The organism is Sorangium sp. So ce281 (assembly GCF_051527395.1).
Taxonomy (GTDB): domain Bacteria; phylum Myxococcota_A; class Polyangia; order Polyangiales; family Polyangiaceae; genus Sorangium; species Sorangium cellulosum_B.
Map to the genome: position 1 here is coordinate 823,466 of NZ_CP150322.1, position 25,059 is coordinate 848,524.

Annotated in this window: 16 protein-coding genes; 8 read left to right on the forward strand and 8 right to left on the reverse strand. The window is 70.0% G+C overall.

Going from position 1 to position 25,059, the window contains the following annotated elements; translation table 11 throughout:
* Positions 1-306: 306 nt before the first annotated feature.
* Positions 307-2,625, reverse strand: coding sequence for a heavy metal translocating P-type ATPase (locus tag WMF27_RS03035; RefSeq protein ID WP_437761760.1), 2,319 nt, complete (start codon positions 2,623-2,625; stop codon positions 307-309).
* A 225-nt stretch (positions 2,626-2,850) separates the two neighbouring features.
* Between WMF27_RS03035 and WMF27_RS03040 the strand changes: the two genes are divergently transcribed.
* Complete coding sequence (locus tag WMF27_RS03040) at positions 2,851-3,072, forward strand: heavy-metal-associated domain-containing protein (RefSeq protein WP_437761759.1); 222 nt, start codon at positions 2,851-2,853, stop codon at positions 3,070-3,072.
* A gap of 245 nt (positions 3,073-3,317) precedes the next feature.
* Here the strand turns inward: WMF27_RS03040 and WMF27_RS03045 are convergent, their stop codons facing one another.
* Complete coding sequence (locus tag WMF27_RS03045) at positions 3,318-3,887, reverse strand: TetR/AcrR family transcriptional regulator (RefSeq protein WP_437761758.1); 570 nt, start codon at positions 3,885-3,887, stop codon at positions 3,318-3,320.
* 112 nt (positions 3,888-3,999) lie between these two features.
* Between WMF27_RS03045 and WMF27_RS03050 the strand changes: the two genes are divergently transcribed.
* Together WMF27_RS03050 and WMF27_RS03055 are read left to right on the forward strand one after the other, a co-directional pair.
* Positions 4,000-4,218, forward strand: coding sequence for a hypothetical protein (locus WMF27_RS03050; RefSeq protein ID WP_437761757.1), 219 nt, complete (start codon positions 4,000-4,002; stop codon positions 4,216-4,218).
* The gene (locus tag WMF27_RS03055) at positions 4,218-4,736 is read left to right on the forward strand and encodes a hypothetical protein (RefSeq protein WP_437769903.1); all 519 of its coding nucleotides are present in this window, start codon (positions 4,218-4,220) and stop codon (positions 4,734-4,736) included. Before WMF27_RS03050 ends, WMF27_RS03055 begins: the two co-directional genes overlap by 1 nt.
* A 316-nt stretch (positions 4,737-5,052) precedes the next feature.
* On the opposite strand, the gene WMF27_RS03060 is transcribed toward WMF27_RS03055, so the two are convergent.
* Complete coding sequence (locus tag WMF27_RS03060; protein ID WP_437761756.1) at positions 5,053-6,234, reverse strand: hypothetical protein; 1,182 nt, start codon at positions 6,232-6,234, stop codon at positions 5,053-5,055.
* 342 nt (positions 6,235-6,576) lie between these two features.
* Here WMF27_RS03060 and WMF27_RS03065 point away from each other — a divergent pair, with 342 nt between their 5' ends.
* Genes WMF27_RS03065 through WMF27_RS03075 form a run of 3 tightly spaced genes read left to right on the forward strand, consistent with a single transcriptional unit; the run spans position 6,577 to position 8,461 of the window.
* Complete coding sequence (locus tag WMF27_RS03065) at positions 6,577-6,855, forward strand: metal/formaldehyde-sensitive transcriptional repressor (RefSeq protein ID WP_437943808.1); 279 nt, start codon at positions 6,577-6,579, stop codon at positions 6,853-6,855.
* Between the two features lie 11 nt (positions 6,856-6,866).
* On the forward strand, positions 6,867-7,886 hold the full coding sequence (gene dmeF, locus WMF27_RS03070) for a CDF family Co(II)/Ni(II) efflux transporter DmeF (protein ID WP_437761754.1): 1,020 nt from the start codon (positions 6,867-6,869) through the stop codon (positions 7,884-7,886).
* Entirely contained in the window at positions 7,883-8,461 is a 579-nt protein-coding gene (locus WMF27_RS03075; RefSeq protein WP_437761753.1) for a manganese efflux pump MntP, read from the forward strand. Before dmeF ends, WMF27_RS03075 begins: the two co-directional genes overlap by 4 nt.
* A gap of 79 nt (positions 8,462-8,540) precedes the next feature.
* Here the strand turns inward: WMF27_RS03075 and WMF27_RS03080 are convergent, their stop codons facing one another.
* On the reverse strand, positions 8,541-9,893 hold the full coding sequence (locus WMF27_RS03080; protein WP_437761752.1) for a glycosyltransferase: 1,353 nt from the start codon (positions 9,891-9,893) through the stop codon (positions 8,541-8,543).
* 469 nt (positions 9,894-10,362) lie between these two features.
* Positions 10,363-12,828 (reverse strand): membrane dipeptidase, encoded by a 2,466-nt coding sequence (locus WMF27_RS03085; protein ID WP_437761751.1) that lies wholly within the window; start codon positions 12,826-12,828, stop codon positions 10,363-10,365.
* Positions 12,829-13,126: 298 nt separating this feature from the next.
* Here WMF27_RS03085 and WMF27_RS03090 point away from each other — a divergent pair, with 298 nt between their 5' ends.
* Together WMF27_RS03090 and WMF27_RS03095 are read left to right on the forward strand one after the other, a co-directional pair.
* A complete protein-coding gene (locus tag WMF27_RS03090) occupies positions 13,127-18,757 on the forward strand; it encodes a DNRLRE domain-containing protein (protein WP_437761750.1) in 5,631 nt (1,876 codons plus the stop codon).
* A 231-nt stretch (positions 18,758-18,988) separates the two neighbouring features.
* Positions 18,989-20,659, forward strand: a complete 1,671-nt coding sequence (locus WMF27_RS03095) for a VWA domain-containing protein (protein WP_437761749.1) — start codon at positions 18,989-18,991, stop codon at positions 20,657-20,659.
* A gap of 95 nt (positions 20,660-20,754) precedes the next feature.
* Here WMF27_RS03095 and WMF27_RS03100 read toward each other — a convergent pair whose 3' ends face one another.
* The 3 genes from WMF27_RS03100 to WMF27_RS03110 all read right to left on the reverse strand — a co-directional run bounded on the left by WMF27_RS03100 (position 20,755) and on the right by WMF27_RS03110 (position 25,020).
* Positions 20,755-21,753, reverse strand: coding sequence for an AraC family transcriptional regulator ligand-binding domain-containing protein (locus WMF27_RS03100; protein WP_437761748.1), 999 nt, complete (start codon positions 21,751-21,753; stop codon positions 20,755-20,757).
* Positions 21,754-21,895: 142 nt separating this feature from the next.
* Positions 21,896-23,287 carry a DUF1552 domain-containing protein gene (locus WMF27_RS03105; RefSeq protein ID WP_437761747.1) on the reverse strand — a complete coding sequence of 464 codons (1,392 nt, stop codon included), beginning with the start codon at positions 23,285-23,287 and terminating at the stop codon, positions 21,896-21,898.
* Positions 23,284-25,020: a DUF1592 domain-containing protein gene (locus WMF27_RS03110; protein WP_437761746.1), complete on the reverse strand. Its 1,737-nt coding sequence runs from the start codon at positions 25,018-25,020 to the stop codon at positions 23,284-23,286. The genes WMF27_RS03105 and WMF27_RS03110 overlap by 4 nt, the downstream gene beginning before the upstream one ends.
* Between the last annotated feature and the right edge of the window lie 39 nt (positions 25,021-25,059).

Sequence of the window (25,059 nt, forward strand, 5' to 3'; positions counted from 1 at the left end):
TGGCAGGGCGAGAGACTTGTCGAATTCACCAGGTTCGTCATGTCAGAGAGCTCCGCATTCGCGGCTCGGATGGAGGCTGAACCAGCGCCGGCGCCGCGCATGCGTCGTGCCATTCTGCTGGCCCATGCGTCTGGGCTGCTCACAGGGCGATGCTTGGAACAGATCTGGGCGGATGGGATTCGAGAGGGGTGATGGGATCGATGTGACCTGCACGGTCACTTTCATTGATCCGAACGACCAGGCTGTCGCCATCCGCGGCCGGTGCGCCGGTGCGGGCCTCCGCCGCATTACGGTCGAGCGCGGATTTCAGCTCGCGTGCCGGAACCGGCGGAGCCGGAGGGAGCTGAGGAGCACCGAGACGCTCGACAGGCTCATGGCCGCGCTCGCCAGGACCGGCGACAGGAGCCAGCCGGTCAGCGGGTAGAGCGCGCCGGCGGCGATCGGGATGCCGACGACGTTGTAGATGAACGCCCAGAAGAGGTTCTGGCGGATGGTCCGCAACGTCGCGCGCGAGAGCCCGAGCGCCGTGGGCAGGGCGGCGATGCCGCCACGGAGCAGCGCCACGTCGGCCGCAGCGACCGCGATGTCCGTGCCGCTCGCGACCGCGATCCCCACGTGGGCGCCGGCGAGGGCTGGCGCGTCGTTGATGCCGTCGCCGACCATGGCGACGATGCGCCCGCGCTCCCGCTCCTCGCGCACGATGCGCGCCTTGTCCTCGGGGCGGACCTCGGCGAAGACCTCGTCGATCCCGAGCTGCTGCGCCACCGCGCGCGCCGTCGCCTCGCGGTCCCCTGTCACCATGGCGACGCGCACACCGAGCTGGTGCAGCGCGGCGACGGCCTCCTTGGCTTCGGGGGTAGGCAGGTCGGCGACCGCGACCAGACCGGCGAGGCGGCCGTCGACGGCGACGAACGACGGGGTGTTTCCGTGCCGGGCGAGGCCCTGGGCGAGCTCCTCGAGCGGCGTGGCGTCGATCCCGAGCTCGGCGAGGTACCGGGCCGTGCCGATGCGCACTTCCCGGCCGTCGATGCGGGCGACCACGCCGCGTCCGGCGTCGGCGCGGAAGTCCTCGGGCGCGGAGAGCGGGAGGTTGCGGGCGCGCGCGCCCTCGACCAGCGCCTTCGCGACCGGGTGCTCGCTGCCGAGCTCCGCTGATCCGACGAGGCGCAGGAGCTCGTCCTCGGAGACCTCGGCCAGCGCCTTCACGGCCGCGAGCTGCGGGCGTCCGGCCGTGAGCGTGCCCGTCTTGTCGACGAGGACGGTATCGACGCGGCTGGCGGCCTCGAGCGCCGTACCGCCCTTCACGAGCACGCCGAGCTCGGCGCCGCGTCCGGTGCCCACGGCCACGGCGGCAGGTGTCGCGAGGCCCAGGGCGCAAGGGCAGGCGATCACGAGGACGGCGACGAACCGCTCGAGCGCGGCAGCGAACCCCGCCGCGCTCGGATCCATCGCGACCCAGACGACGAACGCGAGCGTGGCGATGCCGAGGACCACCGGGACGAAGATGGCGCTCACGGTATCGGCGAGGCGCGCGATCGGCGCCTTCGAGCCCTGCGCCTGCTCGACCGCCTCGACGATGTGGGCGAGCGCGGTGTCGGCGCCGGTCTTCGTGATCCGCACCGTGAGCTGCCCGCTCTGGTTCAGCGTGCCGCCGAACACAGGCGCTCCGGTGCTCTTGTCGACGGGGAGGCTCTCGCCCGTGAGCATCGACTCATCGATGGCCGAGGTGCCGGACACGACCTCGCCGTCGCTCGGCATCCGCTCTCCCGGCCGAACGCGGACGATGTCGCCGGGCGAGAGATCCGCGGCCGGGATCTCCTCCTCCACATCGCCGCGGAGGCGCCGCGCCGTCCTGGGCTGGAGCGCGACGAGCCCACGCACCGCGTCGGTGAGGCGCTTGCGGGCGCGTGTCTCGAGGAGCTTGCCGAGCAGGACGAAGCTGATGATGGCCCCGACGGCCTCGAAGTAGACATGCGGCCGCATGCCGTGCTCGGCGTGGGGAAAGAGCTGCGGGGCGACGACGGCGATCGCGGAGTAGACCCACGCGGCGCCGGTGCCGAGGGCCACGAGCGTGTTCATGTCGGCCGCCCGGTGCCGGAGCGCGGCCCAGGCGAGCCGGAAGAACCTGCGGCCGGGGCCGACGACCACCGCGGTCGCGAGGGCGAGCTGGACGAACCGGCCGATCGTGCCGTCGGCTCCCGGGATGCGGCCGTGCGACATCCCGAGGACGAGCAGCGGGACGGACAGGACAAGCGAGATCACGAAGTCCCGCCGGAGGACGCGCCGCTCGCCGTCGAGGCTCTCCTCGGCGGCGGCTGCCCGGTCGGCAGGAGCAAGGGGGGTGCTGCCCGGCGCGGCGCTGCTCTCCGGGACGCTGTAGCCCGCGCTCTCGATGGCGGCGACGAGGGTCTTGGTGGACGCGGCGGACGGGTCGAACGTGACTATGGCCGTGCGGGTCACAAGGTTGACCTTCGCGTCGCTGACGCCGGCGATCGCGAGCAAGGCCCGCTCGATGCGCCGGACGCAAGCGGCGCAGGTCATGCCCTCCACAGGCAGATCGATGCGGCAGATGGCGCCCTCGTCGGTGTCCTGCGGGGCGGGAATGGAGACGGATGCGGTCGACATGATCACCTCTTTGTCGACCAGCGCAGACGCAGGGTCACTCCGCGGATTACGGCAAGAGCGCTGGAGCTCACCGCGCAAGCGGCTGCACGGCCGGCATGTCCGGGGCACTGGGGGGGCTTCGCCCAGCTCCCCCGACAAACGCGACGGCTCCTGCGCCGTGTAATGAATCCCGATGGCTGCGTCTTCGGGGGTGAGCGGCCTGTGGGTCGCCGAAAGGAAGACGTCATGAAAGAGACCATGCTTCAGGTGGACGGGATGAGCTGCCCGTCCTGCATCCGCCACATCGACAGCGCGCTTCGCGAGCTCGGCGGCGCCGTGGCCAAGGTCGACGTGCGCCTGCGCGAGGGCACCGTCGTGGTGCAGCACGATCCGACGAGCGCGCCCGTGGACGCCCTCGTCGAGGCCGTGCGCGGGGCCGGTTACGACGTGCGCCCCCGCGCCGCCTGAACGCCCGCAGTGCCCGGGGCTCGTGGCCTGATGAAGGTCAGGTCACGAGCTCCGGCGGGCGCGACTGGTTGAAGGTCCCCGCGTCGCCATCGTCGGTGGAGGGCTGCTGGCCTCGAGCGCGCTGCATCCCTCCGGAGGCTCGGCCACGCGGTGACGCTCCTCGAGGCGGCGCCCTGGGCGCTCGGGCGCCTCGTGCGCGGGGCAGAGCCTTGCGGATCGCGGACCGCCGTCCGCCTCGGGACGACTCAGCGCGTGGGGCGCAACCCCGCCAGCGTGACCGCGACAAGCCGGCGGACGGCAGCCTTGGACGGCAGGCTGCCGGCTGCGGTCAGGGCGTGGAGGCAGTACTGCGCGAGCTCGTCCGGCGCGACATCATCCCGGAAGGCACCGGCCTTCGCGCCCTCCGCGACCAGGTCGCGGATGAAGTCGCGGAGGTGCTGCTGCGCGCGGGCGACGTGTTCACCGCGATGCAAGAGCGCCGAGAGCTCGGTGGTGGGGTGCTCGTGGGCGATGAGCGCGAAGGCCTCGAGCACGGCCTCGAGCCGCGCGCCCGCGTCACCCGCCTGGTCCCGGACGGCGGCGAGGTGCTTGAGGTGGCCGGCGATGTGCCGTTCGTGCCAGGCGACCAGGATCGCCTCGACGTCGGCGAAGTACTTGTACAGCGTCGCGCGCCCGATGCCGGTCGCCTCGGCGATCTGCGACATCGTCACCGACGCCAGTCCGTGCTCGGCGACCAGCGCCGCGGTGGTGTCCAGGATCGCATCGTGCACCGCGCGGCGGTGCGTCTCGATCGTCTCGTTCCACAGCTTCGGCACGCCCGGAGTATACACGACGACAGTATCATAGACAAAGTGATTTGACGTGTACAAAGTGTATTGATAAAGTTGAGGTCGACCCTGACATCCACGCTCAACCGAGGAGATGCACATGGCTGACCCGCCCCGTTATCCCGACGCCGGCCTGAGGCTGGACGGCGGGTCTACCCCTCCCACGCCGCGCTGGGTGAAGGCGTTCGGGGCCATCGTTGTCGTCCTGGTCGTGCTGTTGGTCGTCCTGCACCTCACCGGCATGAGCCTTGGTGGTCCAGGTAGCCACACGCCGGCCGGTCACCGCGGCCCCGCGCCTCTGGAAGGCGGCCACGGATGATGACGATGACCCCCCCGCTCCGGAAGCTCGCGCTCACCGCGCATGTCACGTCCTCGGTCGGCTGGCTCGGCTCCGTCGCGGCCTTCCTCGCGCTCGCGATTGCCGGTTTGACCTGCCAGGATGCGCCGATGGTGCGCGCCGCCTACATCGCGATGGATCTGATCACGTGGCTCGTCATCGTTCCGCTGAGCCTCGCCTCGCTGCTCACCGGGGTGGTCCAGTCGCTGGGCACGCCGTGGGGCTTGCTCCGGCACTACTGGGTCGTGTTCAAGCTCCTGCTGACCGTCGTCGCCACGGGCGTCTTGCTGCTGCACACGCGGCCGATCCACTACGTGGCGAGCGTCGCGGCCGAGACGGCGCTGTCCGGTGGAGATCTTCGCCAGGTGCGCATCCAGCTCGTGGCCGATGCTGCTGCCGCCCTGGTGACGTTGCTCGTGGCCACGGCGCTCTCCGTGTACAAGCCGCGGGGCGTGACTCCCTACGGGCGGCGTGAGCAACGCGCGGCGCTCGTGCCGTAGCTGCTGGGACTGCGGCTCGGCCCCGGCAACGGGCCGAGCCCAACGACGCTGCCGTCTCTCTACTGGCTAGGGCCACCCCTCGTTTGCGCGCAGAGGTCGCGGTTGGTCCGCGCCGGGGCCATGTCGCGCAACCCCAGCAGCGGCCCCGAGCTGGTCGACGCACACCTCGGCTTCCGCAAGCGCCACGGAGCGCCACGGCTGGCCCGCCTCGCTGCCCCGGTTGTGATGCCAGCAGTGTCGAGGTGCCATGGGCGCGAGAACGGCGGAAATAGGTCGATTATTTTTGGAAAATTGACGCCCCTGATCGGAGTGCGTCCTAGATCTTCTGGCGAAGCCAGCGCGTGAAGGGCCCGAGGAAGGTCTGTTTCCAGTGGACGTTGAAGTACACGTCCGCTTCGCCGAGCTCGGGGTTGTGATCGATGGTGACGGACGCGGCGCGATCGAAGAGACCGGCGGTGTCGAACATGGCGGGGCCGAAGCCGGTGCCCTCGACGTAGATGAGCACGTCGCCGCGGAACGCGGAGAGGTTCGAGAAGTGGCTCGCGTCGCGCCCCGAGAGCCCGCACGCGAGATCGCGGACGGCGGCGAGGGAGCCGTAATTGTCGAAGAGGGGGCCTACGAGCTCGAGCCGGGACTGGTCGCTATAGACGAGGCTCTGTGTCTCGAAATCGGCGACGGCGCGGACGAACGAGGGCGTCGGGGCGAGCGCGCCCGGAGGGGGCGGGGCGCCGAAGACGAGCAGCATGGCGAGCTGGTTGGTCGTGCCCGAGGGGAAGATGGGCAGAGGAAACATGCCCTGAGGATCGGCGGCGGCGCCGCGCAACGCGAGCCCGAGGACGGCGATGCTGGGATCGTAGGTCGAGCCCGCGGCGAGCGCCCCCTCGAGGTTGCTGCAGATCGCGTCGTTGTGCGCGGCGATCTCCGGATCTTCGGTGTAGAAGGTGCCCTCGTAGAGAAACACGCCCGAGAAGGCGCGGGGCGCGCGATTGACGAGCGCCATGGCCGTGTTGGCGCCCGCGGAGAATCCCCCGATGACGGGCCGCGCGCCGGGGTTCTGCGAGCGCACGAGGGCGAGCGCGAAGAGCCCGTCGTTCGAGAGGGTGTCGAAGTCCCAGTCGGCCATCACGCTGCAATCGGCCGCGCCGGACTCGCACGCGCCGGGCGGGAGCTCCGTCCTCCGCTGGTCGACGAGCCAGACGTCGTGGCCGGCCATGGCGAGCTCGCCCGCGGCCGACTTCGCGTACCTCCCGGTCTCGCTGATCTCGTAGAACTCGCCCGGAAACGTGAAGGGGCTGAAGAGGATCACGGGCTCGCTGCAGCCGCGGCCGGCCCCGCGCTTGCTCACGTGGATGATCGAGAATCGATCGAGGGGGCTGTCCCCGGCGTCCACTTCGTAGACCACCCTCTCGAGCGATGGATGCGGTCGCGTGACCTCGACCGAGGCGATGTCGTACGCGCCGAAGGCGCTGCCCGCGAGAAATCCCAACCATCCCAGCATAGGCGCTTCCCTCCATGGGAACGAGGTGAACACCACGATGTTCACCGTGGTGCTTCGAGCGGCGCTCGCTGCTCGAAGCATCCATCTTCCGCTCGCGCGCGCCCGGACGCTTGGTTGAAATTGACGAAAACGTGCGGCGTTGCCGCGTGTCGATGCTGGTGAGGTGTGGTGACGTGTGCGATGTACTCGGCAGATTCATGGAGGCCGCTGGCCCGGCTTCGGCCCGAGGCGCTACCTGCCCGACGGGTGACGGCGAATTCGCGCCTGACCGAGCCACCGTCGCCGGCCTCCGAGAGGAGCCAGCACGAGGCGCTTGACCCATATAGTATACCCCCCTATTCTATGGGCGTGCACACGGTCGAGAACAAGAAGAAGCTCATCGCGCGCGTCCGGCGGATCCGCGGGCAGCTCGAGGCGGTCGAGCGGGCCCTCGAGGGCGAAGCGGGTTGTTCGGAGGTCCTGCAGACGGTGACCTCGGCGCGTGGCGCGCTGAACGGCCTCGTGGGCGAGCTCATCGAAGCTCACATCCGTACGCACGTCATCGACGGGGAGCGTGCGACGGCACCCCAGCGGGAGGCCGCGGAGGAGCTGGTTCAGATCGTCCGCGCCTATGTGAAGTGAAGGAAGCAACGATGAGCGACTCCACGGGATCCGATCGGCTCGCCCAGCTTCGACACGCCCACGACCACGGCGCCGCCGCGCCTTCGCACGAAGCCAGGACCCGGTGGGTCGTTGCGCTGACCTTCGCCATGATGGCGGCGGAGCTCGTGGTCGGCCATGCGACGAACTCGCTCGCGCTCACGGCGGACGGGTGGCACATGGCCACGCATGCGGGCGCGCTCGGCATGGCGGCCTTCGCGTACTGGTTCGCGCGCAAGCAGTCCGGGTCGAGCGCGTTCTCCTTCGGCACGGGCAAGGTGCACGCCCTCGCCGGGTACACGAGCGCGGTCGTGCTCGCGCTCGTCGCGCTCCTCATGGTCGTCGAGTCGCTGCGCCGCTTCCTCCATCCCGAGTCGATCGCCTTCTCCGAGGCGCTTCCCGTCGCCGTCGTTGGTCTCGCGGTCAACCTCGTCAGCGTGCGGCTCCTCCACGCCGACGAGCACCATCACGAGGCGCACGACGACCATCCCGACCACGATCACCAGGACCATGGCCATCACGATCACGACGACGAGCACGCCCGTGGCCACGACCACCACGGGCACGACCACAACTTGCGTGCGGCGTACTTCCACGTCCTCGCGGACGCGCTGACCAGCGTGCTCGCGATCCTCGCCCTCCTCGGCGGGCGCTACCTTGGCTGGACGTTCCTCGACGCCGCGATGGGCATCGTCGGCGGGCTCGTCATCGCGAAGTGGAGCTACGGACTCTGCCGGCAGGCGGCCAGGCAGCTGCTCGACGTCGTCCCTTCCGAGCCCCTTGCTCAGCGCATCCGCGATCGCATCGAGTCTACCTTCGCAGGAGCGAGCGTCGTCGATCTCCACCTGTGGGACATCGGTCCCGGCGCGCGCGCCTGCATCGTTTCGGTCGCGGTGCCGAGCCCCCTGGCGCCTTCCGCCTACCGTGACGCGCTCGTCCCGATCGCGAGCCTCCAGCACGTCACGGTCGAGGTTCACCCGCTCGCTGCCGGTGACGCGCGGAGGGGCTCGTGAATTTCAGCGCGATCTTGCTCCTCGCGCTCGGGCTCGCGATGGACGCGACCGCTGTCGCGGCGGCACGAGGGCTGTCTGTTCCGGCGATTCGAGCGCGCCATGTCCTGCTCGTCGCGGGGTTCTTCGGCGGCGCTCAGGCCCTGATGCCCGTCATCGGCTGGCTGCTCGGAGCGCGGATCGGCCCGCGCGTGCAAGCGTGGGACCACTGGATCGCGTTCGTGCTGCTCGCGTTCATCGGCGGAAAGATGCTCTGGGAAGCCCGCGGCGACGGCGGCGACGACGGCGGCGAGGGCGAGACCACGGCCGATCCCTTCGCGTTGAGCTCGATGTTCGTGTTGGCGATCGCCACGAGCATCGACGCCCTCGCCGTGGGCATCACGCTGCCGATGCTGAACGCCCCGTTCGCGATCTCCGTCGTGACGATTGGCGTCGTCACGGCGCTGCTCAGCGCAGCGGGGCTCTTCGCGGGACGGCGGTTCGGGGCGATGCTCGGCAAGCGTCTCGACCTGGCTGGAGGGGTCGTTCTCATCGGCCTCGGGTTCAAGATCCTCCTCGAACACCTTGTGACGTCGTAGGCGTGTCCCCGCGGACCGCGCCCGCCGGCTTCCGAGTGCGCAGGGCCGAGGCGAGGTTGAGTTGCGTCGCAGCGCTCGCTCAGATCGACAGCGCGATCGGCGAGCGCGGCCGCGCGCTGGCCGCCGCGTCGCTGCGCGGCGTGCTCCAGCCGCCGCCCGGCGCCTCGGCGGCCTCGCTGACGCCGAACGCGCGCTGCACGAAGCACGAGCTCCGCGCATAGGCGAGCAGGTCGCTCGGCCGGACGGCGGGCATGCCACGGTGCAGCCGCCGTACGAGCAGCAGCGTGTAGAGGTCCATGTAACGCTCGACCATGCGGGCAGCGGAGTAGCGCTGGAGCGTGACCTTCCGGCCGTATCGCCCCATGCGCGCGGCGAGCGCGGGGTCGTCGCGGAGCTCCGTCAGCCTGGCCGCGAGCGCCTCGGCGTCCCCGGAAGGCACGAGGAAGCCCGTGTACCCATCGGTGAGGGCCGTTGGCACGCCGCCCACCGCGGTCGCGACGACGGGGAGCCCGGCGGCCATCGCCTCGAGGACGGCGAGCGGTAGGCCCTCGGAGATGGAGGAGACGGCGAACGCGTCGAGCGCGGCGAGCATCTGGGGCATGCGGTGCCGCCTGCCGACGAACAGCGCGCGCCCGGACAGGCCGAGCTCGTGTGCGAGCGCGATGAGCCGCGCGCGCTCCGGGCCATCTCCGACGAGGAGCAGCCGCCCGCCCTCCGGCAGCGCCTGCGCGGCCGCGCGCAGGAGCAATGCGTTATTGTTCACGGCAGAGAGGCGCGCCACGCTCCCGAGCACCCAGGCCTGCTGCGAGATGCCGAGCTCGGCCCGGACACGGGCCCGGGCCACCGGATCGGGCGCGAACCGCGACAGGTCGACGCCGCTGGCGATGACGTGCAGCTTCCCGGCGCTGACCTGTCCCTGGCCGACCAGGGTCTCGGCGGTCGGCCGCGAGACCGCGACGTGGGCGTCGACGAACGCGGCGGCGGCGCTGCGCAGCCATCGCCGGCCTTGCAGGTCCTCCGAGGCGCCGTGCTTCGTGTGGACGACCGGGACGCGGTGGAGCCAGCCCGCGGGCGCCGCGTAGACGAGCGGCAGCTGGTTGTGTGCATGGACGAGCGAGGCCCCTCTCGCCCTGAAGAGCGCGACGAGCCGGGCGGTCATGCTCACGTCAAAGCCGCGGCGCTTCGGCAGGAGCTGCACCTCGACGCCGCGCCGCCGCAGGTGCTCCGCAAGCGGGCCGTCCGGCTCATCGGCGACGGCGATCACGGTCACGTCGTGGCCCGCAGCGCGCTGGAGCGCCGCCAGATCGACGACCACCCGCTCGGCGTCGCCGGCCTTCAAGCTGCTCACCACATGCGCGATCGCGAGCTTCCATGGAAGCCCCGCCCGGCCCTGGTCGCGGCCTCCCACGCCGTAAATATCACGAACATCCATGTCTCCCCCCCTCGGACGAATGGAACAGTGTCGACGCGCGCTGCTCGTCCAGCGTGGCTGCGCTGCCTGGCTTCTCGAGGCGTGATCTGGCTTCTCCGATCGGCGGAGCGGCGCTCCGCTCCCTGGCCGATGCAGCAAAGCGATGATGGACGAGCGTCCTGGGCTTGAGAAGCGCAAGCGCCGCAGCACGCCGCGGCCGATGCGCGGCGGACGGTAGGAAAGTTGATTGGTGTGGAATATAGGCCGAACCCGAAATGTGGCAATAGAAAACGGTGATGAATGGTAAGACCGCGGTGCGCGAGGATTGCTGTCCAGGCCGGGCCGCGCGCCGTGCGCTCGCTCCGGCTGGACGGGATCCGTCCGCGACTTCCAGCCTTGGCGCGCATGTCGGGTCTCTTCCGCGGCCGCATACGGCTTTGCCCCGCGGAACCAGCGCCTCAGCGACGGAGACGCATTGTCGCGTGACGCGTCAGCGGCAGAAGAGGAACCTGCAGTTCCCGGATGCGCACTGGTTGTCTTTCGTGCACGCCGCTCCCCGGCCGCGCTTGTCCACGCACTCGCCCTCGTTGGTGCCCCACCCGCAGAACTGGCCCGCCGCGCAGTGCGCGTCGGAGCGGCAGAGGCACGTCTGGGTGAGATCGCCGCAGCGGTTGCTGGGGCACTCCTCGTTCACACGGCACCCCTGGCCGATGGCCTTCGAGCCGGGCGTGTAACAGAAGCCCGCGCCGGCGATCAGCCCGCCACAGCGGCCGGAGGCGCACTCGCCGTCGCGCGTACACAGCTGATGCTCGGCCTTCTTTGGCTCGCAGGCGTTGTCGCCGCCGACACCAGGCGTCTTCCGCGCGCAGCGGAGGCCGCCGCCGCAATCGGCGTCGTCGTTGCAGACGCAGCGGCCCGGGATCGCGTTGCAGGCGACGGCCGTGCACTGGCCGCTCTCGCACTCCTCGTCGAACCGGCAGCTCCCGCCCAGCACCTGAAATCCAGGGCAGTAGGCCGCGCCGCACTTCGTGGGATAGGCAGATTCCCGCTCCTCCGCGGGCGCGAAGGGCGCGATGCCGCTCTCGTCGAGATCGGTGGCGGGATCGGCCATCCCGGCCCGCGGCCCCTGGGCGCGCTCCCACATGCGGAGGAAGGACTCTGTCGAGGACCTCAGGCCGGTCGTGTCCACGCCCAGGCGATCCAGGTCGGCCAGGAGGTCGGGCAGCATCCCCTCGTGGGCCAGGCCCTTCTCGTCGAACTCCGTCCCCAGGGGGCCGGGCCCCTGCTCGCGCTGCTCCCAGGCCTGGCAATCGGCCTCTGCCTGGAACGCCGCCGAGCAGGCGCCGTCCTCGCCGAAGCGCGGCCGGGTCTGCTGGATGAAGCCGTTGAGATCTGCCCCGAAGGCCATGGGGACCTTCAGGCCGAGCCGCCCGTACTCGTAAGCCTGCGCGAAGGAGCGCGACGAGCCCTGACAGCTGTTCTCGACGGAGCTGCGGCTGTACTGCCGGGTCTCGTCGTGCGCGGTGCGCAGGCCGAAGATGCCGCCGGTCTGCCGGAGCATCCGGATCACCCGCGCCGGCGTGGACTTCTCTTTTTCCGCCACCGCCCTGGCCATGATCTCCCGGAAGTGACCGTGGGAGATGTAGATCGGATAATAGTCGCGCGCCCGCGCCAGCTCGAACACCCGATCCACGCCGCGCTCCGAGAGGTGCGCGACGTCGAGCAGCATCCCCCGGTCCATCATCTCGCCGACGAGCGCTTCGCCGAGGGGCGTCAGCCCGCGCACGTTGCGGCAGCTCGCGTCGACATCCATGCCCAGCGTGATCCCCGCGAGGGTGGCGCCGCAGTCGGTGTCGATGAAGCAGTTCTCGGTGTACTGCGCGAGCTGGAAGATCGGGTTGTGCAGCGCCGCCCCGCCAAAGGCGTTGTCGGTCTGGTGCACCGGCTGGAGCGTCCGGACCCCGAGGGCGTGGTATTTGGCGAGCTGCGCGCGCATCTTCGCCGCGTCGACGTCGCGGCCGAACAGGTGGCTGGCCTCGATGGACAGCACCACCGCCAGCTTGCCCGCGCCGATGATCTGCCGGGCGTGCGCCGGTGAGAGCGCGACCTCCATCCAGCCGGCATTTCGCGCGGCCAGCGCGTGGGTCATCTGGATCTGGAGATCGACATCCACCATCTCGTCGCAGGCCCGCTGCCGGTTCTGCTCCGGCAGGATCGAGCAGAGCCAGTCGTAGCTCACCGCCGACATGACGATGAGGCTCAGCCCGCGATCGTGGGCCGCGCGCAGCCAGCTCACGTGACCTTGCTGGTGAGCGATGGTGTCCCAGCGCGGCCACCCCTCGGAGGAGCGCTTTCGCTCGAGGTGGAGCCCTGTGTCGCCGCTCGTCCCCTCCGCCTGGCCGATCACCTCCGAGCCGCCGATGCCGCCGCCCAGGCCGAGCAGCGCGGACAGCGCGCCGCTGCTCGCAAAGTCGAGCATCGTCGACTGAGGGCACCGGTCCAGGAGCGCGCTGAGATCCTGTCGAACGCGCGCGTGATCGCTCCCTGGACTGCCGCCGTCGCAATCGTCCAGGGCGCCGGCGCCGTCGTGCTTGCCGTGGAGCCATCCACCCCCGAACGCCTCCTCCGACATCATGTGGAAGTGCAGGTCGGCGAACCCGCTCACCGGCGCTCCGCCGAGCGCCGCCGGGGCGGGGACCGGGAGCGCCGCGGCGGCGCCGGCTTCCGTCGCGGCACTCGCGGAGAGGCCGAGCGACGCAGAGCGCGCGAGATCGTCCGGCGCGCCCTGTTCGCCGGGAGGCGAGGGCGTTCCCGGGTCGCACGCGGACGTCGCGAGCGCGAGGGCGGCCAGGGCCGCGGTCGCGAAGGGGCGCGGCCAGCGCCGGCGGCGCGCTCGGGGCGCCGGGCCGGGTCGAGTCGATAGAGCGCGCGTGAGGCAATCGTCGGGGCAGGTCATGGATGTCGCGGTCCGGGGGTTCGGTCGTGGGGGTTCCAGGCGCTGGGGACGCCTGGTTAGCTGGGGTAGCTCCCACCGCATTTTCAAGCGGTGAACCGGGTCCGCGCGGTGCGTGGCGGGTTTTGTCAGCGCATGGCGCGGTTTGTCGCCTTCGCCGCCGGCCCAGAGGCAGCTAATCCACGCAACGATGGGAGACCGCGAGCCGCTCCGCGAGCGGGCACGGCGGCCGACCGCGTCACGTCCGCTCATCTCGGCCGATCAGGCCGTCGGGGTTGATTCAATGACAGCTCTCAGGTCCATGCTGATACGTCAGCTCATCCAATCACGAGACGCCCTCGCGGAGCCCAGGCGCGCGGGGCGCCTCCCGCTCCTCCTGTGCCTGGGCATCGTCGCATCGGCCTGCGCGGGCGGCGCCGACGAGCCAAGCGAGCCGAACGAGCCCATCGGAAGCGTGCAGCAAGCGCTCTGCTCCGCGGACGACGTGGGCTGCCAGAGCGGCGCACCGAGCTGGCCGAGGTGGTCTCAGCAGCCCGATCGGCCGGACGCCGTCTTCGAGGGGTTCGAGACCGGCTCGGGCGCCGCGAGCGCGTCGAGCAGCGCCAGCTCCACCAGCGCCAGCAGCGCGTCGAGCAGCGCCAGCAGCGCGAGCGGGGCCGGCGGAGGCTCAGGCTTCGAGTTCAAGCCCAAGGCGTGCGACCCGAACCTGCTCGGCAAGATGCCGGAGAATCCGAACCCGAAGGGCGCCGATCTCCAGAACATCACGACGAACTTCCATGTCCTGCAGTCGATGCAGATCCTCTCGTCGATCGTCAACAAGACGGCCGAGGCCATCAACGCCTCCGACACGGAGACCGTCGAGGACGCCGGCAAAGGCAGGTGCATCTGCACCCAGCGCGTGGACGCCGGGTGCACGGACGTCATCCAGAAGGGCCAGACGACCTACGAGGAGTGCTCCGACTTCTGCGATCCGGCCACGACGCCGACGAACACCTGCAGCATGGGCGTGCTCGTCTGGCTCTCCAACGACGTCCAGCAGACCCAGGAGGGCAAGGCGAAATGGGCCCGCAATATCGTCAAGTGGCTCGACAAGATGGCCGGCGAAATCGCCGACGGGCGCTTCGCCGATTTCCTGGAGCAGTTCGGCGGCGACCTCGAGAACGCGACGGAGCTGCTCGCGAAGATCCAGTGTTATATCGACCTCTACACCGAGGGCTACCACCTCGGCGGCTACTCCAAGCAGCGGCCCGATCTGCACATGTGCATCCCCTGGGCCGGCCATGGCGCGTACGCCAGGATGGGCGACAGCAACTGGGGCATCGGCGGCCGCTACGAGTCGCGTAACCTGAGCGAGGAGCGGCGCGCCCAGATGCGCACCGGCGGCTTCGCCGTGACGGCGTTCGGCGAGACGCTGAGCATCCTCCCGGGGGTGGAGTTCAACATGCAGCTCGACGGGTACAAGTGGTTCAACCGCGAGGCCCCCTTCGGCCTCGAGGAATTCGGCCACTCCGGCGGCGGCGGCCTCAGCCTCTCCGCAGCGAAGCGAAAAGGGCTCTTCTACCTCGCGGACGGGGATCAGGTCGAATCTCTCGACACCGACCACGACGGCCGGGTGTCCCCGCAGGAGTTCCTCGTCGGGACATACATGCCCTTCTCTTACACGGCGGACTACACGCCGAGCGGCGCTCCGAGCCCGGCCACCTGGCCCAGGAGCGCGGCGAAGCCGGCCGAGAAGCTGGAGGGGCGCTCCGCCGCCGTCATGGCCGCGGCGCTCAACCTGGATATGCAGATGAAGCCGATCGAGAAGGAGCTGACGAAGATCCCGCTCCCCCCGGTCCCCGGCGCGTTCCTCATCCCGTACTTCCGGCTCGGCGCCGGGGTCAAGTGGTACGACGAGGCCTATTTCATGCGCAAGCGCCTGCAGGAGGCGCTCAACAAGCACACGAACCACAAGATCGGGGAGGTCGATTTCGATCGCGACATGCACGCGTTCCAGGCGCCGGACGTGACGGGCGAGGCGGGGACGGAGGTCTCGGTGCGCCCGGAGGTGGGCGCGAAGCTCTTCCTCGGCGTGCCGCTCGGCAAGCGGCTGAAGGTCGGCGTGGAGGCGAGCATCGGCTTCTCCGTGGATCTCAAGCCGAGCGGCTCCGGCGGCGTGGTCGACCTCAACACCTCGCTCGAGCAGGCGCTCGTGAACAGCAACCCTGACGAGTCCCTCGAGTGCAAGCCCGTCTTCAACTACAAAGATCAGACGTACTGCTCGAACCGCCTCGTCGAGGAGTCCGAGCTGAACCTCGGCTGCTCCCCGCTCGACACCAACAACTCCTGCTGCCTCACCTTCGCCACCGGCGGTCGCGCCTGCATCGACGACTGGACGGGGATCACCGAGGAGTGGTGCGATTCAGGCAAGCTCTCGTACGAGCTGCTCGCCACCTTCATGAAGGAGAAGCAGGCCAAGCTGCTCAAGAGCGCCTTCCAGGCAGGCTTCACCGCCAAGTGGAACGCGAACAAGACCTGTGACGAGTGCGACAGCGACGGCACCTGCGTGACCGACGTGCGGAGCGACGATCTCCGCGACATCTCGGGCTGCCAGAAGCACGGCGTCTGCTGCCTCCCCGTGGCGTCGTCGCCCTTCGGCCTCGCCGGGTCGCGCAGCCTCACGAACGGCAGCTACGCGCAGGCCCGCTTCCTCCAGGCCGGCGACCTGGCCTATGACGCGTCGACGCGCATGCTCTACGTCGCGGACCGGACCGCCGTGCGCCGCATCGACCTGACGAGCGGCGCGGTGACGACGATCGCGGGGTCGACCGTCTCGGGCACCACCGACGGCGTGGGCACCGCCGCGCGGTTCAACACCATCTCGGGCATCACGCTCCACGACGGCGCCCTCTACCTCGCCGATCGCGGCAGCCGCACGATCCGCAAGATCACGCTGAGCAGCGGGCAGGTCACGACGGTCGCCGACCGCACGGTGGTCGGCACGCCGCGTGACGTGGCCGTGGTCGGAGGCCACCTGTACGTCACCGACAGCGCGAACCGCACGCTGATCTGGATCGATCCGGCGACGGGCGCGAACATCGCGGTCGCCGGCGTGGCGCCCTTGTCCGGGAACGCCGACGGCGTGGGGACGACCGCGCGCTTCGCCGAGCCGGCCGGCATCGTCGCCGACGGGCGCGGCAACCTGTACATCGCCGACGCGTTCAATCACTCGCTGCGCCGGTTCGAGATCGCGACCTCGATGGTCACCACGGTGGCAGGCAACGGCACCGCGGGCTCCGCGGACGGCGTCGGGACGGCCGCTCGGCTCACCTCGCCGCAGGCGCTCGCGATCGACGGCGCTGGCAACGTGCTCATCGGCGAGGGCAACAAGCCCGGTCGCGTCCGGCGCTTCGATCCGGCGCTCGGCGCCACGGCCACGGTCGCCGGCGGGCCTGGCACCGTGTGGCAAGACGGCCTGGCCACGACCGCCGTCCTCGAGCTGCCCGGCGGCCTGGCCGTGCTGCCCTCCGGCGACATCTACGTGAGCGACACGCTGCCGTCGACCGTCCGCAAGATCGGGAGCAACTGCGACGCAGCGATCCCCGGAGCCGTTACCTACGACGTCACGGAGGCCGAGTGCCCTGGCACCTTCGGCGCGTACCGTTGCGTGACCGAGACCAAGAGCGATGTCGTCGAGTGGAGGGGTCCCGGGTGCCACCCGCTCCACTCAGGCTTCCAGTCCGCGTGCGGCTGCGCGTCGAACGCCGACTGCGCGAGCGGCGAGACGTGCGACGCGGTGAAGAAGCTGTGCACGGTCGGCGGCGCGCCGGTCCCGTGTCTCTGCAGCGCGGACCCGAACCCGACCTGCGCGAGCGAGCCAGGCCGCACGTGTGTCGACGGCGCGTGCACCCGCCGCTGCAACTACGACGCTGCCACCGCGGACACCGTCTGCGGCTACGGTCAGGTCTGCACGCCCGACGGCGCGTGCGCGCCGCAGGCCGGCGCCCAGTACGCCGAGCAGGTGATCTGGGGGCTCAAGAACCCCGACGCGCCCGCCCACGCGATCGCCACCTACGGCATGAGCGAGATCGAGCTCATCGCCGCGCTCAACGCCGGCATTCACGTCGGCCTCGAGGTCAAGCTCTTCAAGAAGCCGAGGAAGTTCACGCTCTGGGACTGGCGCCGATCCTGGGATATCGGCTCGGTCGCGAAGGCCAACTTCCAGCCCGGGCTCGAGGCGACGTACCAGTGGGACAGCGCGTCGCTCGGCCAGGTGACGAACTACCAGCCGGAAGAGGTGAAGCGCTACGCACCGGCCATGTCGGAGACCGCCGACTTCCTCGCGTGGTGCAAGGACGAGCTGCCGCTCCACGCGGAGGACCCGCTGCCCCCCACCACGGAGGACGTCACGGGCAGCGTGCAGGAGGTCCTCAATTTCGGCTTCAACCTGGGAGAGCAGGTGTCCACGATGGAGAACCTCTGCATCGAAGGTCGGCCCATGATGGAGTGGCTGCAGGACAAGGACGCGCTCGCCGAGAGGTTCGTGACCGGCACCTGCACGTACGTCGGGCTGGTGAGCGGCTTGCGCGGCAACCTCAGCTTCCCGTGCCAGGACGCGCACATCAACCTGCTCAAGCACTGGGGCTGCCTTGACGCGGAGGGCTCCGCCGTCGCCAACCAGCTGCGGGTGGGCGCCTTCAGCGGCGCCGTCGTCAACACCCCGACGCCCACGTTCGATTTGACCGCGCTGCTGTACGACACGAGCAACGGGCTCGAGGCGTCCAACCTGGTGCACCCGAGCGCCCTGGCCGAGGCGTGGCTCGCGGAGGTGGAGGCCTGCTTCGACGACCACTCCGAGGACACCGTGCCTTGCAGTTGCCTCGACGACGCGGAGTGCACGACGGGACCGGGGCAGACCTGCGTGAGCGGGACGTGCCAGGGCCCCGAGGACGACGTCATCCAGTGCTCCGTCGTGAAGAACGCGGGCGTGACCGTCGAGCGCTGCTGCGGCGACGGCGTGCAGCAGGCGTCCGAGCAGTGCGACGACGGCAACGCGCAGAACGGCGACGGCTGCTCGTCGAGCTGCCTCCTCGAGACGAAGGGCGCGTGCTGCCGGTCCCAGGGCTGCACCGACCTCGGCACGGGCGGCGTCAGCTCCAGCGCGAGCTGCCGTGAGGCGGGCGGCTACTTCGTGAGCGGCTACAGCTGCGCGCAGATCGACGCCTGCGGGGCCGAGCCCATCGGCTCGTGCACGGAGCCTGACGGCGCCTGTCACACGCCGGCCTACGAGGCGCAGTGCGACGCGGTGAGCGGCGTGTTCATCGTCGGCGGCCGGTGCGAGAACGAGCCGGAGCGGCTGACGCTTCAGCCCGGCAGCGACGGTATCGATGCGACCATCACCAGCCTGAGCGGGGGCGTCGGGACCAACAACGGGAGCTCCCCGAATATGACGGCGGGGGTGTGGACCTCCAGCAATACCAGTTACGTGAACCGGAGCCTGTTCCGCTTCGATCTGTCGACCATCCCGGCGGGCTCCACGATCGAGCGGGCGCGCCTCAGCCTCTACGCCGATCCCGACGCGCGCCTCTACGGCCAGGGCACCTGGAACGGCCTGCTCCCGGGGCACTCGACGTATGGCGGCTCCAACGCCTTCCTGCTCCAGCGCGTCACCTCGGCGTGGCAGGAGAACACCGTGACCTGGGCCAACCAGCCCACGACCACGACGCTCAACCAGGTGCTCCTGCCGCAGAGCACGTCGGACGGTCAGGACTACGAGCGCGTCGACGTGACGGCGCTCGTGCGGGACATGCTGAGCGCGCCCGCGAACAACCACGGCTTCCTGATGCGTCTCGAGAGCGAGGTGGGGAACTACCGGGAGGTCTCGTTCATGTCGAGCGACAACGCGAACGCCGCGCGGCTCCCCAAGCTCGAGGTGGTGTTCCGGAGGCCCTGAACGCCGGCGCTCTAGAGCGACGGTCACCCGCTTCGGAGACGGGCCCACCTCGGCGTTTTCGGTGCTCAGCGCACAGGAGTGCGCTTGCGCGCCGAAAACGCCGATCTGAGCCCGTCTCCTGTGCGGGAGACCGCCGCTCTGCTCTGCGTGGTGCAGAGGTGGGCGGAAACTAGACATTTGGTTTTGAACGATGCTCAAGAAGGATTGGAGATGATGAGAAGGTCATTCAGAATGTTCGCAGGCGTCGCCGGCGGTCTCCTCACGAGCGTGGTGGGAGGGGCCGCGGCGCTGGCCCAGGTCGCCCCGCTGGACACGAACCATGTGCTGATCATCGACCGGTCGGGCAGCATGTACGGCGACCGCCTCGAGCTCGCGAAGAAGGCGGCCAAGATCTACTGGAACACGCTCGTATCGAGCAATGTGCCAGCGTCGCAGTCGTTCACGGAGCTGCTCGGCGTGGCGAGCTACTCCGACACCTCGTCGATCACGTACCCCATGACGGCGCTGCCGGCGTCCGGCCTGGACACGGCGGTCGACGCGCTCGTCGCGGACGGGTCGACCTCGATCGGGGCCGGCCTGGAGGAGGCGCTCGACATGCTGATCGCCGAGAGCCCGACCAAGAGCGCGCGCGAGTGCGTCATCCTGCTGTCCGACGGTCAGCACAACACGCCGCCTGCCCCGAGCGACTTCTATGGGGACTATTTCAGTCGGGTGGACGAGGTCCACTCGATCGCGCTCGGGTCCGGAGCGGACGAGGCGATGATGAGCGACATCGCGGCGAACTACGGGTTCTCGCCCGGGCTCTACCTGCGCGCCGACAGCGACAGCGCGATCGACCAGCTCGAGCTGATCGGCGCGTTCAACCGCATGGCGAACGACTGCCGCGACGGCGGCATGATCGACCAGGGGCTGACGCAGATCCCGCCTCCGTCGCCGCAGTCGCCGGTGTCGTTCGCGTGCGCGGACACGCTGGTCTCGGCGGCGCAGATCGTGGATTTCACGATGATCTTCGTCGGGGCGGCCGCGCCGGAGGTCTACCTGCTTCCCCCGTGGGACCAGACGTCCCAGATCACCGAGGCGAACTTCGCCGCGTCTGGCTCCGACCTGACCTTCTTCTCGGCGGAGAACTTCAAGCGCTTCTCCCTGCACCTGACGGAGGCGTACGAGGAGGGGTTCTGGCAGTTCTGCGCCGTCAACACCTCGGATCAGCCCATCTACGTCTACTCCGCGGTATCGACCCTGGCCGACGCGATCGAGCTCCAGGTCACGCCGAGCACGCTGAACGTCGGGGCGGCGCCGCTCATCGTGGAGGCCGAGGTGAGCCACCTGGGCAGCCCGGTGCTGGGCGCCACGGTCAGCGCGGAGATGACCGGCCCGAGCGGCGCGGTCACGCCCCTGTCGTTCCATGACGACGGTGCTGCGGCGCACGGCGACACGACGGCCAACGACGGCGTCTACTCGTTGAAGGTCGGCCAGTTCGCCGAGACGGGGAGCCACGACATCACGGTGTTCGCGGACCACGCCGGCAGCGCGACCGTCCCGATGTTCACGCGGCAGCACACGTTCGGGTTCTACAAGAACCCCGCGCCCCCCTGCCAGAGCCTCGGGCCGATGAGCACGGCGATCGTCGCGTCGGTCAACGGGACGTCCTGCTTCCAGATCGATCGGGCGAGCCTCCCGACCGCCTGGACGCCGGCGACCCTGACGCTGCAGATGAGCCCGGCGGACGGCGTACCGCTGAACGGCGTCAGCGTGTCGGCCAACGGCGGGGCGCCCCAGAGCGCCCCGGCGAACAGCTGGTCCGCGACGACCACGATCCCGTTCCCGGGCACCGCGAACGACGTCGTCTATCAGGTGAGCACGACGAGCAACAGGCAGCTTCAGATTCAATGGTATCCGTGATGCTGCAGGGCGGTCTCGGCGCGATGTGCGGCTGAGTCGGCATGGACCGCGCGCGCGTGGCGTACCTGTCCGTCGGGACCGCCGGTGAGCTCGGCTCACCGGCGGCGCAGCGCGCGGGACACCGAGCGCGCGCTCGCGTAGCCGAGCCCGGCCGCGAGCGCGCGCCTCGTGGGGTTGGACGAGGCCAGGTACCGATCCGCCAGCTCGGTTCGCGCTTGCATCAACAGGGCGCGGTGGGACGTGCCCTGCTCTCGCAGCAGCCGCTGGAGCGTCCGCGAGCTCACGCCGAGGTGCTCGGCGATGCGATCGATGTTCGGGTTGCCCTGGGCGATGCAGGTCTGGAGGGCCTGTCGGACATCGTCGACGAAGCTCGACGGGACGCCGGCGGCGACCGCCGGCGCCCCGCTGGGCTTGCCGAGCGCCTGAAGGCGCGCCGCCGCGCAGTCCTCGAGGATCTCACAGAGGCGCGGCTCGGCGGAATGGAAGGGCAGCTCCAGGAGATCCCGATCGAAGACCAGCTCGTCATAGGGGGCATCGAACTCGACCCGCGCGTCGAAGACGCGCTCGTACTCGCCTGCGACGCGCTCGCGGCGGTGCCGGAAGCGCACCGCCAGCGGGCGGATGTGCTCGCCCGAGAACGCCCGCGCCCGGAGCACCATCAAGCTGACGATGAGATCCGCGACGGCGGGCACGCCGTCCGGCGAGAGGTGGCGGAAATGCGCGCGGCGACCGGTCACCTGAAGGCTAAGGACGCCCCCATTGGCGACCAGCGGAGCGAAGCGGATGACGCGTTCCAGCGCTGTTCCAAAGCTGCTGCTGCTCCGTGTCAGGTAGTCCAGGAGGTCGAGCGAGCCGACCTCGAGCCCCTGCGCGGCGTGCAGCCCGAGCAGCGGATTGCCGCTCATCTTCTCGGCGGAGGACCATATCTGCCGCGCCGCGCTCAGGGAGATCGGCAACCCGCGCTGGCGGAGCGCCTCCGGCGGGAGCGCGGCGTCGCGCAGGACCGCGTCGATCGGCAGCCCGAGCTTGGGCGCTGCGGAGAGAAGAAGCAGGACGAAATCAGAGAACGCGGACTGAGCTGGCGCAGGGACCACGGTTCCTCACAAGCCAAATGTGTCGGAGCGTAGTCGCCGAAGCCGCCCGGGGCAACCCGGATCCTGCCGCCGGGCGCCTGTCCGTCCGGCGTCCTGCGCGGCGTGCGCGGGCCACCCGGGGATGCGAGGCCGAAAGAGGGGCTCAGGCCAGGAGGCCCGGCAGCGGCCCGGTGCACACGCCGGGAATGCCGAAGGTGGTCACGTCGTCGAGGCCCATGGCGTTGCATACCGACACGAGCAGGTTGTTGTGCGGCAGATCGGCGTACTTCATGGTGCGGCCCATCTTGAAGTAGCCGCCCGCGCCGCCGGCGAGCACCCAGGGGATATCCTTGTACGTGTGCGTGTTGCCGACGCCGAGCTCGTTGCCCCAGAGCAGCAGGGTGCTGTCCAGCACCGAGCTGCCGTCCACTTCCTTCGCGAGCGCCAGCTGATCCAGCACGTATTTCACCTGCTCGCTGTGCCAGACGTTGATCTTCACGAGCTTCTCGTTCGCGACCGCGTCGTTGTCGCCGGCGTGGGAGAGCTCGTGGTGCTCCTCGTTCACGCCGATCCAGGGATAGTACTGCCAGCTATCGGCGTTGGCCCACATGAACGTGGAGACGCGGGTCATGCCGCAGATGTGCGCGAGCAGCATCAGGTCGGTCTGCAGCCGGCCGACCTTCGGATAGTTCTCCATCGCTCGCGTGTCGAATTTCTCCGGCATCGTGAGCGGCGTGCACGACACCGCCGAGCTTTGCAGCCGCTGCTCGATGTTGCGGATGCCGCCGAGGTGCGCCTCGAGCCGCGCCTTGTCCTCGGAGCTGACGCGCGCCTTCAGGCGGCCGATATCGTCCTTGAGGAAGTCCAGCACGCTCTGGCGCTCGGCGATCAGCCGCTGGAGCTCCGTCTCGGAGAGATCCGCGTTGGCGAAGATGCGCGCATACATCTGGAAGGGATCGTCGACGGCCGTGTTCGGCTGGTTCGGACCGCGGTACGAGATGACGCGGAGCGGCTCCTGCCCCTCGATGCGCACCCCGAACTCGAGCGACGGGAACTGGCTGTTACCGCCGATGCGACCCGCGATGTGCTGGTCGACGGAGATGCGATCCGCCCAGCCGGCGGGGCCGCCCGCGCCCGTGAAGCTGCCGGCGAGCAGGGAGCCCCCCGTGAGCATCGCGCCGGGGCCCTTCATGTGCGGGCCGCCGGGCTTGTTCTCGCTCGGGACGCCGAGCTCGTCCTCGACCGTCGAGTTCATGTGCACGCCCTTGAGCACAAGCATCCTCTGCTTGTGCTCCTCGAGCGGCGCCAGGATCGGGCCGAGCGTGAGCGGCGCCTCGTGCGCGTCCCCTGCCGGGAAGAACGCCGACGGCACGGTGCCGTTCGCCGAGAAGATGCCGATGAAGCGCCTGGCGCCCGGCTGCTTCGCGTCCTGACCAAACACCGTGGCGCTCCGCCAGACGGGGCTCGTGAGCGCGACGGTCAGGGCGCCGAGCCCGCCCAGCAGCTTGCGGCGGCTGATCTGGGTGCGGAGGTCGATAGGGCCTCTTCGGTTCATGGCATCTCCTTCGTGTGCGCGTCGATCGCGCGGCGGTAAAGGAAGGCGTCCGTCTCCACGACGGCGCGGGGGAGCGCGTTCAGATCCTGGCCGGCGGCCTTGAAGGTCTCGAGCAAGCTCTCCATCGAGCAACCGTCCATGTCCTGTTCGAAGCGGGCGATCGCGAAGCGGAACCACTGGCGCGCCACGCACTCTTCCACCTCGGCGCTGCCCGCGAGCCGCTCGCCGAGCTCCGCCACGCCCTCGAACTCGCCGTTCATGTCGCGGGTGGCGATGATCTTGCCGCTCGCGTCGACCGGCTCGCCGCCGTCGAGCTCGCGGTAGCGGCCGAGCGCGTCGTAGTGCTCGAAGCCGAAGCCGATCGGATCGAGCAGCTGGTGGCAGCCGACGCAGCTCGGGTCCACCTCGTGCTGCGACAGCCGCTCTCGGGTCGAGCTGCTCGGGTCGACCTCGGGCGGCTTGGGGATGTTGGCCGGCGGGGCGGGCAGCTGCTGGCAGAGCAGCGCCTCGCGCACGAACTTCCCTCGGTAGATCGGCGAGCTCTCTCTGGGCTTCGCCTGGACGGCGAGCAGCGCCGGGAGCGTCAGGATACCCGAGGTGGCGCCGTCCGTGCGCTTCAGCGCCTGGAAGGAGTCGTCGCCGGTGACGCCGTAGTACCCGCCGAGATCTTTGTTGTAGAAGACCGTCGTCGAGGTGAGGAGCGCGCTCAGCTTGCCTCCCTCGTCGTCGAGCACGTGGTCGAAGAAGGCGTCGGCCTGCCCGCGCAGCGACTCGCGGAACGATCGTGATTGCCACTCGGGGAAGGCGTCCGCGTCCTTCACCACGCTGTTCAGGCCGTTCAGGTGCGTCCAGCTGCCGAGGAAGCGATGGACCAGCTTCTCGCCGCGCTCGTCCTCGAGCATCCAGCCGAGCTGCGCCGCGACGCCCTCCTTCGTGGTCAGGCTGCCGTCCTCGATGGCCTCGTTCAGCCTGGCGTCCGGCAGGGTGCCCCAGAGCATGTACGAGAGGCGGGCGGCCACCTCGTAGGGGGACAGCTTCACGGCGCGATCGCTCACCTTCTCCGAGGTGCCGATCTCGACGCGGTACAGGAAGCGCGGCGACTGAAGCATGCCGCGGAGCAGGAGCTCGACCCCGTGTTCGTAGCTCGTCTCCGCGCCCACGTCGAAGAGCTGCAGGTGTCGCTCGATGTCCACCGCGTCCGTGATCGGAGCGCGGTAGGCGCGGGCGCCGAAGCCCACGACCATCCGGCGCGCACACTCGCTCGGCTCGGCTCCGGCCTCGCAAGGCGCGATGTTGTCGCGCGCCGCCGGATTGCCGACGATCGCCGCGGCGATGACGTCCGCCGCGGCCTGGAAATGCTCGAGCTCGACCTGCGTCACATCCGGCTGCAAGAGGCCGAACGCCGACGCCTCGATGGCGGGGCCGAGCGCTGCATCCAGGCCGGGCACGTCGCCGACGAGGTCGCGCACGGTGTTCAGGTACTGCTCCCGCGAGAGCAGCCGCATCGGCGAAGGCCCAGGATCGATGGTGCTCGCGTCGCACCTCAATGGCTCGCCGGGGCCCGCCGACCCCGAGCCCGAGCCTCCGCTGCTCGAGCTGCCGCTCGTGCCCTCCTCCGGCGATGTGCCGTCTTCGCTGCCCAGGTTGCCGATGCACGCCGACAGCGCGAGCGCCGCGGCGAGCAGGCCCACGCTTCCGTGGGACTTGAATTGTTCAATCGATGATGTAGTCATTCAGGGCTCCGCTCGACGCTGCTGGCTACTCCGCCTCGG